This is a genomic window from Nocardia abscessus NBRC 100374 (assembly GCF_000308455.1).
GTDB lineage: Bacteria > Actinomycetota > Actinomycetes > Mycobacteriales > Mycobacteriaceae > Nocardia > Nocardia abscessus.
This window is the reverse complement of the sequence record NZ_BAFP01000080.1, coordinates 192,452-203,295: the sequence shown is the minus strand read 5'-3', so window position 1 is coordinate 203,295 and position 10,844 is coordinate 192,452. Positions and strand designations below refer to the sequence as shown.

The window sequence follows — 10,844 nt, the reverse complement described above, 5'->3', positions numbered from 1 at the left end:
ATCCGATGCTGCCCGCGGCGCTGGACGCCGTCATCGCCACCGCGATGGCGAAGCGTCCGGAAGACCGCTACGAGAATTGCCGCGCACTGGCCGTCGCTGCCGCGGCGGCCTTCGCCCCGCTGCCCGCGCCGCCCCGGCCGCACCCCGTCGCTGCACCGCAGCCCGCTCGGCCCGCGCGCATTTCGCGTCGCATCCTGGTCACCGCGGCCGCTGTGCTGGTGCTGTCGCTCGCGCTCGCCGGGGTGCTGGTCCTCGGCTCGAACACCGTTCCAGGAGTGGGGATTGCGGGTAGCGCTCCTCCGTCCACCGCGCCCGGTACCACCACGCCGCCGCCGAGTGCGACCACGGCCGCGGGCTCGACGGCGTGGGGACGCAACGCCGAACTCGTCGCGCTGTTGCCCGGTCTGCTCCCGGCCAACCCCGACGGGTCCGGTTACCAAGGCGCACGATGCACCGACATCGACGTGGTCAACAACGGTGGCGCCCCCGCGGTCGAATGCCGTCAGGACAACGGCATCCATTGGTACGTCTGGTCTTTCCGGCGCGGTGACCCCCGGCGCGACTCGACGTTCGACACCAACATCGACAACGACACCACCCGCCGGGATACCTGGCGCAGGCCGTCCGGCTCCGGGCGGGTGCGCTGGAGCCACTACCCGGGCGGCAATACCGGACTGCTGACCGTCGGCTTCGACGACCCGGCCCTGGCGTGGGTCGTCATCGACGTGTCCTGGGATCACCACACCGGTCAGGACCTGTTCGACCAGTGGTGGCGGTCGGCGCCGCTGTGAGCGGCACGGCGGCACCCGCCGACGGTGGATAAGCTGGCCGGGTGAGCACAGCAACGGCTGGATCGGTGACGATCGTCGACGACTTGGACGCGGTGACGACCCGGGGCCCCGAGGACGATCCCGAGGCGGCCGGGCTCAGCCGCTCCGCCGTGGAATCCCTGTGGGAGTCGGTCCAGGCGTGGTATCGCCTGGGCAGCACCCCGGCGATTCAGGTCTGCTTGCGCCGCGACGGCAGAATCGTGCTGAACCGGACCATCGGCCACGGCTGGGGCAACGCGCCGGGCGAGGGGCCGGACGCGGTCAAGGTCTTGGCCACCCCGGACACGCCGTTCTGCGGCTTCTCGACCGCGAAGGGCGTGGCCGGTGCGCTGATGTTCATGCTCGTCGAGCAGGGCGCGTTCGCGCTGGACGAGCCGGTGTCCGGCTACATCCCGGAGTTCGCGGCGAACGGCAAGGCCGCCATCACGATCGGTGACGTGCTCTCGCACTCCGCCGGGATTCCGTTCGTCACGCCGCCGTATCAGGGCGTCGATCTGGTCCTCGACGAGGAACTGGCCGTGCGCGCGCTGGCCGACCTCGTCCCGAGCTGGAAGCCGGGACGGTTCCGGGTGTACCACGCGCTGACCCTCGGATTGGTCCTGCGCCTGCTGGTGCAGCGCGCGACCGGCAAGCGTCTGCGCGAGCATCTGGCCGAGCAGGTGCTGGAGCCGTTCGGGTTCCGCTGGACCAACTTCGGCGTGCGGCCCGAGGATCTCGACAAGGTCGTGCCCAGCGTGAAGACCGGTCCGGCTCCGTCACGAACCGCGAGCTATCTGGCGCGCAAAGCGATCGGCGGGCGAATGGACCGCGCCTCACGCGCGGCCACCGACGCCTTCCTCACCGCCGAGCTGCCCTCGGGCAATCTGATCACCAACGCGGCCGAATTGTCCCGGTTCTACGAGATTCTCACGCGCGGCGCACCGGACGGCCGCAGGATCATCCGGCCCGAGACGTTGGCCGAGGCGGTGCGACCGGCTCGCCGGATACCCGGTGTGGCCGGACGGGTCAGCCGAGCCGGTTTCGAGCTCGGCGGGCGCAGGTCGAAGTTCGGCCGCGACACCGGGTCGCATTTCGGCCGAAGTGGATTGACCACGCAGTACGGCTGGGCGGACCCGGCGCGTGGGCTGTCCGGTGCGATCCTCACCAGTGGCAAAGCCACGACCGACACCGAGCGGCCGTGGCGGCTGGTCGCGCAGATCTCCGCCACCGTGCCTGCCGACCGGTAGCCACGCGCCGCGCCCGGCCGCGCCGATCGCCTCCACCAGTGAGAACACCTTAGCCATCCGAGCGATTTAGTCTGTTAACTCGCTTGTTGCCAACCCGTGGGGTTGTGCTAGCGCGAGCGGAACAGACTGACCCGTCGGCTCTTTGGCGGTGAAAGCGTTGGTGTTGATGAGGATTGACCACGACGTGGCGGTGAGCGGCTACCGGCACGAGATGTTCCCCGACGAGCGCGGGCGGTTCGGTGTGTTCGGCGGCAGATTCGTCCCCGAGGGACTGATGGCGGCGCTGTTGGCTCTGGAGGACGCCTACCGCCTCGCGCGGGCGGATGCCGGGTTCATGGCCGAGTACCGGGAGCTGTTGCGCGATCGGGTGGGCAGGCCCACGTTGCTGCATCAGGTACAGCGGTTCGCGGAGTTGCTGGGTGTGCCGGGCGCTCGGGTGTATCTCAAGCGCGAGGACATGGCCCACACGGGCGCTCACAAGATCAACAATGCGCTCGGGCAGGCGTTGCTGGCCCGGCGGATGGGCAAGAAGCGGATCGTCGCGGAGACCGGAGCGGGTCAGCACGGCGTCGCGGTCGCGACGGTGTCGGCGATGCTCGGACTGACCTGCGTGGTCTACATGGGGACCGAGGACATGCGGCGGCAGGCGTCGAACGTGGTGCGGATGAAGCTGCTCGGCGCCGACGTGCGGCCGGTGGACATCGGTTCGCGGCGGCTGAAGGAGGCGATCACCGAGTCGGTCCGCGACTGGGTGGCCAACGTGGACACCACCCACTACCTGTTCGGCACCGCTGCCGGGCCCGCGCCGTATCCGCGGATCGTGCGCGATTTCCAGACGGTGATCGGCGCGGAGACCAGGATCCAGATCGTGCGCGCCGAAGGCAAGCTGCCCGATTACGTCCTGGCCTGCGTGGGCGGCGGCAGCAACGCCATCGGGGTCTTCCATCCGTTCGCGGGCGATCAGGGGGTGCGGCTGATCGGCGTCGAAGCCGCCGGCCTCGGGGTCGACACCGGCGAGCACGCGGCGACCCTCTGCATGGGCAGCCCCGGGGAGATCGACGGGTCCTACAGCTATCTGCTGCAGGACGAGGACGGCCAGATCGCGCGCACCCACAGCATCGCGGCGGGGCTGGACTATCCGGGCGTGGGTCCCGAACTCAGCCACCTGAAGGACAGTGGCCGCGTGACCTATAGCGCGGCCACCGACGCCGTCGCGCTGCGCGGCATGCAGGCACTCAGCCACACCGAGGGCATCCTCGCCGCGCTCGAGTCCGCCCATGCCGTCGGCTACCTGATGGAGATGGCCGGTCGCGGCGAGGTTCCGGAGGGCTCGGTGATCGTGCTGTGCCTGTCCGGCCGCGGTGACAAGGATCTCGCCGTCGCCGCCGACCGGCTCGGCGTGGCGTAGCCGCTGCTATGGTCGAGAGCGCCCATGGCGCCGGAGAGGGACCGCGCGCTACACCCGCGCACGAGGACGAGCCCTCTTGAAGTTTGTGCCCCGCCTGATCTTGTTCCTGGCGATTCCCGCCGTACTGTTCCTGCTGCCCTGGTGGACTCTGGTGGCGGCGCCGACCGAGGAATCCGGCCCGCTGTTCTGGCTGGGTTCGGCACTGTTCCTGCTCGGGTTCGCCTGCCTGCCAGCGTCGATGTTCCTCGGTCACGGGCGCGCGCAGTCGGATGCCGCCGCGATCGTCGGCGACACCTTGCTCGGCGTGATGTGGGTGTTCTTCAGCTGGTCGGTGCTGGGGAATCTCGCGCGCGCCGGATTGACCGTGGCGGGCGTCGGTGATCCGGCGCGCTCCCGGATCGTCGCGGTGGGCGTGCTCGCGGCCGCGACGGTGCTGGTGGCGTGGGGTGTGTTCGAAGCGCGCCGGGTGCCGCGGGTGCGCACGGTGCAGGTGACCATTCCCGGTCTCGGACCGGCGCTGGACGGACTGCGCATGGTCGTCGTGACCGACACCCATTACGCCGCACTCGACCGGCTGCGCTGGTCGGAACGCGTGGTCGAGGTGGTCAACGCGCAGCACCCCGACATCGCCTGTCACGCGGGCGATCTCGCGGACGGGTCGGTGGCGAAGCGGCACGCGCAGGTGGATCCGCTCGGCAAGGTCGAGGCCGAACTCGGCCGGTTCTACATCACGGGCAACCACGAATATTTCGGTGACGCCCAGGGCTGGATCGATCACATGGCCTCGCTCGGCTGGCAGCCATTGCACAACCAGCACGAGACCGTGCGCCGCGGTGACGATCAGCTGGTGATCGCGGGCATCGACGACCCGACCGGCATCGGCCTGACCGGTCACGGCCCCGATCTGCCCGCCGCGCTCGCGGGCGCGGACCCGGACGCGCCGGTCGTTCTGCTGGCCCATCAGCCCAGGCAGGTCCGCGAGGCAGCGGCCGCGGGTGTGGCGCTGCAGATCTCCGGCCATACCCACGGCGGCCAGATCTGGCCCTTCCACTATCTCGTCCGGCTCGAACAGCCCGTCGTCGCGGGGCTGAGCCGCCACGGTGACCGCACCCAGCTCTACACCAGCCGGGGCACCGGGTTCTGGGGGCCGCAACTGCGAGTGTTCGCCCCGAGCGAGATCACCGTGCTCGTCCTGCGTTCGGACTCCGCGGCAGGCTGAGCCCCGGCTCGAGGGGAGCCGGGTCCGCCCGGCTCGTCATCGGTGGCCGCGGTCGGCCTCGGCCTGACTGGCGGTTTCGGCGGAAGGCGCCGGTGGGGCAGGGGTGCCGGGATTCCATGCCTGGACGACACCCGGGATCCCGTTCTGGACGACATAACCGGCGCGCGTGTGGATGGGCGCGCCGGGACGGCGGACGAAGGGAACGACGCGAAAATCGTTGCGCCACAGCTGGTGGTCGAGTTCGACCCGGACATATCCGCGCTGGGCGTTGAAGAATTTGATATCCGGGTTCGCGGCCAGCAGTGTGCGGCCTTTGTCGCTCAGATCGGTTCCGTCGCCGTTGCTGGTGATCGAGGTGCCGGTGAATTCCGCCGCCACGACCGGTGAGCCGGGATCGGTGTAGTCGCGCCGCAGATCGGCGGCTTGGTTCTCGTGCCGGTCACCGGTGATCACCACCAGGTTGCCCGCGCCGCGCGCCGCGGCGGCGCCCAGCACGGCATTGCGATCGGCGACGTAGCCGTCCCAGGAGTCGGTGGAGACGCTGAGCGCCGGGCCCGGATCGGAGTCGTTCTGGCTCATGCCGACCTGGTTGCCGAGGACCTGCCAGCGGGCCGGCGACCGGGTCAATCCGTCGATCAGCCAATCACGCTGTGCCGCACCGAGAATAGTTCGATCGGGGGCGAGCCGCTCAGCACAGCCGTCGACCACGGCACCGTCACAAGCCTGCGGTGTGCGGTATTGGCGGGTATCGAGCATCGTGATCTCCGCGAGGTAGCCGAACCGGAAGCGGCGATGCATCCGCATCCCCGCCGCGGTCGGCAGTTGCGCCAGCCGCAGCGGCTGGTGCTCGTACATGGCCTGGAAGGCGGCCGCGCGGCGGCGGCGGAACAGGGCCGGGACCCGCCAGATGTCCAGACCGATGCCGGGCGAGCCCGCGGCCCAGTTGTTGTCGACCTCGTGATCGTCCATCGTGACCAGCCACGGGAACGCCGCGTGCGCGGCGCGCAGCGGGTGCTCCGATTTGTACAGTGCGTAACGCAGGCGGTAGCCGGTCAGGTCGACGGCCTCGTCGCGGAAATTCGGCCCCATGTCGGCGCCGGCCCGGCCACGCACCCAGGCCCGCTCGTAGATGTAGTCGCCCAGATGCACGACCAGGTCCAGGTCTTCCTGGCTCATGTGTTCGTAGGCGGTGTAGTAGCCGGAACTCCACGACTGGCAGGAGGCGAACGCGAAACGCAACCGCGCCATGGCCTGCCCGGGCGCCGGGGCGGTGCGGGTCCTGCCGACCGCCGATACGGCCGAGCCTGCCCGAAACCGGTAGAAATACCAGCGGTCCGGCGCCAATCCGTGCACCTCCGGATGCACGCTGTGGCCGAGTGCGCGCGTGGCCACCGCCGAGCCCCGCGCCACCACCTGGCCGAAGTGCTCGTCGTGCGCGACTTCGTAGTCGACGGTGACCGGGTCGCGCGGCATGCCGCCGAGCCCGTCCGGCGCCAGCGGGTCGGGGGCCAGCCGCGTCCACAGCACCACCCCGTCGGGAGCGGGATCGCCGGACGCTACGCCCAAGGCGAACGGGTCGCCGAGCCGGCGTGGGGCGGGAAATCGGGCACTGCTCGCCGCCGCTGTTCCCGCCAGCAACGCGGCCGACCCCGCGGCGCCGACTCGCAGCAATCTCCGACGTGAAAGGGCCATGACTCAGCGTAAGGCCGCGCGCGGCGCCGGGAAGGGGACATCGACCGGTCACCGCGTCAGAGCAGTCCGCCGCGGCGCGCGTGGTCGAGGGCGTCGACCCGGGAATTCGTCCCCAATTTGCCATAGATCCCGCGCAGGTGGGTCTTCACGGTATTGACCGAGACACCGAGGTCCTCGGCGATCTGCTGGGCGGTACGTCCGGACGGTAACTGCTTGAGCACGGTCATCTCGGTGTGGGTCAAGGCAGGGTAGGCGGGCCTGCGACGCGCGGCGGGATGACGCCGGATCGACTCCGCGAAGGTCTCCGACCGGCCGAAACGGCCCGTGTAGCTGTCCAGCAATCCCATCGCGGCAGGCACGTCGAGGAACGGCCGCAACAGCCGGTGCGGCGCGGCGCAACCCAGCGCGTTCTCCAGCGCGGCGAGGGCCTTGGCCGGCGCGCGGGCCTCGTGTTGCGTCGCGGAGTACAACAGCCATCCGGTGATCGCACTGACCGGACGCAGTTCGCCCGCCCGGTCGAGCAGTGGTTCGAGGATGGCGCAGGTCGCCTTGCGGCGATCGGCCGCGGCGTGCAGAGCCGCGTCGGCCAACCGGACCTCGGGCAGTTCGCCGACGATGCCGCGTGCGCGCTCGACCAGCAGCTGCGCGGTCCTGGCATCGTGTACCCGCAGCAGCGCCCAGACCACCGGCAGGATCAGGCTGCCCGTCGCGGCGGGCACCGCCTTGTGCTCCAGCAGGACCAGCAAGCTGCGGCGCAGCGCGTCGACCGCGGCGGACTGTTCCTCGGCCTGCTCGAGCTGGAGCAGGCGGCCCACCACGTGGCCGCGCCACCCCGCGACCGGACCGTAGGACCCGTCGTGATCGATGCGCTCGGTGAGCACGGCGCAGATCTGCGCCGCGTCGGGCGTCTCGCCTTGCAGGTAGGCGCCGTAGGCGGCCATCGCGGTCGCCTGCACGGCGTCCGATGCCTCCGACAGTCCGTGTTCGTCGGCGATCGCCAGCGCGCGTGCCGCCCGGTCGCGCATCGCGGTGGCCGCGTCGACGGTGTCGGCGGCGAATGCCAGCCGGGTCAGCGCGCGCAGCACCAGACGGGGGCGGCCCGCGTGCTCGGCCACCGCGAGTCCGGAGTGCAGCAGTTGTTCGCCGCGCGCGACCGCGCCGTCCGCGACGAAGGCGGTGGCGACCTGGATCGCGGCATACGCGTCGAGATCGGGGTCGCCGGTCGGCGCGACCTCGGCCGGGAAACGGGGCAGGACGGCCCCGGTGGTCGCCGCGACGTCGATCGTCGCGGCGAGGGTGAGCGTGTCCAGCCGTTCGGCGGCGGCGAAGGAGAGCATGGCGGCGCGTCGCGCGGTCGCGGTGTCCAGGCACGCGACCGCGGCGGCGGTGCTGCCAGCGACGAGCGCGTCCACCACGCGCACCAGCCACAGGAAGGGATCGTCGAGCAAGCCGGGCGCCGAGCGGGCCACCTGTTCGAACAGCATCGCGCCCTCGCCGTCGAGAACGATGCGCAACGCACACGCGGACAAGAACTCGCACAGCTCCGCTCGATCCCCGACCGCGAGCTGATGCGGCAGCGCGGCCGCGGGCAGTCCCGCGCGACGCAGCCAGCGGGCCGACTGGCGATGCAGGTCGGCGCACAGTTGCGGTCCGAGCCGGCGGGCTTCGGCGAGAAAATGGGCACGTAACAGTGGATGACAGGCGAACCACATCTCGCCGCCGCGCACGACGGAATCGATCGGGAAGTCGATCCGATCGAGTTCGTAGAGATGATGGCTCGCGCCGCCGCCGACGAGTTCGTCGGCGAGCTGCTCGGTGAACGAGACGGGAATGCTGGTGTAGGTGAGGAACTGGCGCAGTGCGGGGGGCAGCGCCTCGACGAGTTCGTCGCTCAGGAAATCGGCGACCGCCCGCGCCGGGCGCGCGAGCACGGTCAGCGCGGCGGCGCGGTCGTCGGTTCCGGCATTCAGGTGGGTGGCGGCGATGCGCACGAGTGCGGCCCAGCCGCGGGTCAGCGCGTAGAGCGCGTCGAGTTCGGCGCCGGTGAGTTCGCAGCCGTGATCGCGGCAGAGTGCGTCGACTTGATCCGGTGTGAAGGCCAGTTCGGTCATGCCCCAGCGGGTCAGCCGGGAATGCAGACCGAGGGTGTGCCAGCGGATCGGCGGCGCGAAGCGGGCGCACAGCACTGTCGTGACGGACGGCGGGGCATGCTGCAGAAAATATTCGACACCGGCGAGCGCGAGCGGATCGGCGATCAGGTGGGCGTCGTCGAGCACCAGGACGGTCGGCCTCGCCCGTGCGGCCAGAGTCTCGACGAGCGCGGCGGCCTGCGCGGTCGGTGGTCCCGAGTGTTCGGTGGCCGCGACGCCGAAGCGTGCGTGCAGCACGGTCCACAGCGCGGCCGCGTCGTCGAGTTCCGCGGTGACGGTAAGCCACGCGACATCGGAGGTGCCGGTCGCGCGTCGGGCGGCCCAGTCCGCCATCAGCACCGACTTTCCCGTTCCGGCCGGTGCGCACAGCAGCAGCACGTGTCCATCGCGGGTGTTGGTCACCTCGTCGGCGGCGGCCGACAGGTCCGGCCGGGGGATCGGAGTGAACGGCAACGCGGGTATTTCGGCAACGGATTCCGCCGCGGCGGGGATGCGGCGTAGAGCGGGGACGTGCGAGGTGGTCACCGTGCCTCCCGGGCCCTGTGCTGACAGATCCACTACCGCGCCTCGGTAGCGGAACTTACCCGGTGGACAGTCCACTCGATCCCCCCGTGGGTGGTCGTTATGGAATTTTCATCCCCCCGTGCCCGGAAGCGCCGGAGTCACCCGAAACGGGTGAAGTGCCGACCGGTGCGAATGGTGGAGATTCGGAAGGCGTCCACAACTTCCCGACACAACTTCCCGAGAAAGGGGGCGACCGATGACGCACATGACCGAACCGGAGGCACACCCCGTCCGCCGTGGCATCGCGGCGGGCACGTCCATAGCGGCAGCGATCCTGCTGCTGACCGTCGGTGTGCTATCGATCTTCGAGGGTATTTCCGCCGTCGCCGAGGACGAGCTGTATGTCGTCGGCACCGAATACGTCTACAAGTTCGACACCACCTCGTGGGGTTGGATCCACATCGTGCTCGGCATCCTCCTGGTCATCGCCGCGCTGGGCTTGATGACCGGCGCCACGTGGGCGCGGGTGGTGGCGATCGGCTTGGCGGCCCTGTCGATCATCGCGAACTTCATGTGGCTGCCGTACTACCCGGCATGGTCCATTCTGGTGATCGCGCTGAACGTCGTGGTGATCTGGGCGGTGGCGACCTGGCGTCCGGACGCGGTCTGACCGGGCGGGCATTCGGCGGTCGTCAACACCGGGTTCTTCGCGGTCGACGACATCGAACACGTCCCCGGCTCCGAGCTCTCCGAGCGGTTGCTGCCGGAATTCCCGTCTTGGACGCGCGCCGCCGCGCAGGCGGGCATTTGGGACGAGCCGGTGCGGGCTGATCGGCTCGATGCGGTCGCGGTGTCGAGCAGTGTGGCGATACCGCCGTGGCCGGCCGGCATCGCGCCGGGCAAACGCCGGCGACGGTCCCTGCGATCGACCGGTGAAGTGGGGTTTCCGCTGGCACCGTAGGTGAGGTTGTGGTATCCACCTTCGAGATCGCATACGAACTCGAAGGGACGCCAATGCCAAGCAAGCCCCCGCTCGTTCTTCTGCACGGTGTCACCATGTCCGAACGGGTGTGGGACGACGTCACGCCCTTGCTCGCCGCGCGGCATGAGGTGATCACGCCGACCGCCGTCGGGCATCGGGGCGGCCCGGCCGCCCTGCGGCGGCCGGCGCGGGTCGAGCACCTGGTGGACGACATCGAGCGGCGGCTGGACGCGCTGGGGCTGCGCCGGGTGCATATCGCGGGCAATTCGCTGGGGGGATGGATGGCGATCGAATTGGCCCGCCGCGGGCGTGCCGAGACCGTCTGCGCCCTCTCGCCCGCCGGCTTCTGGGAATCCGGCGCCGGAAGCCAGAAGGCCGCGACGAGCCGCATCGCCCGCGAGGCGATCACCGGGCGGCTGCTGGGCTTCCTCGCCCCGCTGGGACTGCGCAGTGCGGTGGCCCGGCGAGTGGCGTTGCGCAACATCGCTGTCCACGGTGATCGCGTCAGCGCGGCGCAAGCCATGACCTTCTTACGCGACCTGGTGGGATGCACCGTCACCGCCGATCTGCTCGGCACCGACGAGCAAGTGGCCCCGCTCGATCCGTTGCCGTGCCCGATCACGGTGGCGTGGGCGCAGCACGATCGTGTTCTTCCCGAGGAGATCCACGCGGCGATCGCCCGGGCACGGCTGCCCGAAGCCGTGTTCTCCGTGCTGCCCGGCACCGGTCACGTGCCGATGATCGATGACCCGCGGTTGGTCGCGCAGACGATCCTGGCCACCACGAGCATCACTGCCGCCGAGGCGTCCTAGGCATGCTCGGGCGCGTTCCGG

General features: G+C 70.4%; 8 protein-coding genes and 1 pseudogene. 7 read left to right on the top strand and 2 right to left on the bottom strand.

The features are described from left to right. From ON19_RS15895 to ON19_RS15880, 4 genes are all read left to right on the top strand, one after another. Nucleotides 1-791 (top strand): serine/threonine-protein kinase (locus tag ON19_RS15895; protein WP_498043916.1); only part of this gene is annotated, 791 nt, incomplete at its 5' end. 41 nt (nt 792-832) lie between these two features. Continuing rightward, on the top strand, nt 833-2,056 hold the full coding sequence (locus ON19_RS15890) for a serine hydrolase (protein WP_043692294.1): 1,224 nt from the start codon (nt 833-835) through the stop codon (nt 2,054-2,056). Between the two features lie 166 nt (nt 2,057-2,222). After that, complete coding sequence (gene trpB / locus ON19_RS15885; RefSeq protein ID WP_083899411.1) at nt 2,223-3,464, top strand: tryptophan synthase subunit beta; 1,242 nt, start codon at nt 2,223-2,225, stop codon at nt 3,462-3,464. A gap of 76 nt (nt 3,465-3,540) precedes the next feature. After that, nucleotides 3,541-4,683 carry a metallophosphoesterase gene (locus ON19_RS15880; protein WP_043692291.1) on the top strand — a complete coding sequence of 381 codons (1,143 nt, stop codon included), beginning with the start codon at nt 3,541-3,543 and terminating at the stop codon, nt 4,681-4,683. A 36-nt stretch (nt 4,684-4,719) separates the two neighbouring features. On the opposite strand, the gene ON19_RS15875 is transcribed toward ON19_RS15880, so the two are convergent. After that, entirely contained in the window at nt 4,720-6,375 is a 1,656-nt protein-coding gene (locus ON19_RS15875) for an alkaline phosphatase D family protein (RefSeq protein ID WP_051168933.1), read from the bottom strand. Nucleotides 6,376-6,431: 56 nt separating this feature from the next. Then, complete coding sequence (locus tag ON19_RS15870) at nt 6,432-9,050, bottom strand: LuxR C-terminal-related transcriptional regulator (protein WP_157229726.1); 2,619 nt, start codon at nt 9,048-9,050, stop codon at nt 6,432-6,434. Nucleotides 9,051-9,285: 235 nt separating this feature from the next. On the opposite strand from ON19_RS15870, the gene ON19_RS41930 reads away from it, so the two are divergent. The 3 genes and pseudogenes from ON19_RS41930 (at nt 9,286) to ON19_RS15855 (ending at nt 10,823) form a co-directional block, all read left to right on the top strand. Further along, on the top strand, nt 9,286-9,699 hold the full coding sequence (locus ON19_RS41930) for a DUF7144 family membrane protein (RefSeq protein ID WP_063709438.1): 414 nt from the start codon (nt 9,286-9,288) through the stop codon (nt 9,697-9,699). Between the two features lie 27 nt (nt 9,700-9,726). Then, nucleotides 9,727-9,990: pseudogene (locus ON19_RS41925) on the top strand (VWA domain-containing protein); the annotation flags it as partial. 53 nt (nt 9,991-10,043) lie between these two features. Then, nucleotides 10,044-10,823, top strand: coding sequence for an alpha/beta fold hydrolase (locus ON19_RS15855; RefSeq protein ID WP_043692277.1), 780 nt, complete (start codon nt 10,044-10,046; stop codon nt 10,821-10,823). Nucleotides 10,824-10,844: the final 21 nt, after the last annotated feature.

What these genes read in the sequence shown, in the direction of transcription:
- trpB (WP_083899411.1), top strand. Translation starts at nt 2,223, where the DNA reads ATGAGGATTGACCACGACGTGGCGGTGAGCGGCTACCGGCACGAGATG.
- ON19_RS15855 (WP_043692277.1), top strand. Translation starts at nt 10,044, where the DNA reads ATGCCAAGCAAGCCCCCGCTCGTTCTTCTGCACGGTGTCACCATGTCC.
- ON19_RS41930 (WP_063709438.1), top strand. Translation starts at nt 9,286, where the DNA reads ATGACGCACATGACCGAACCGGAGGCACACCCCGTCCGCCGTGGCATC.
- ON19_RS15875 (WP_051168933.1), bottom strand. Translation starts at nt 6,375, where the DNA reads ATGGCCCTTTCACGTCGGAGATTGCTGCGAGTCGGCGCCGCGGGGTCG.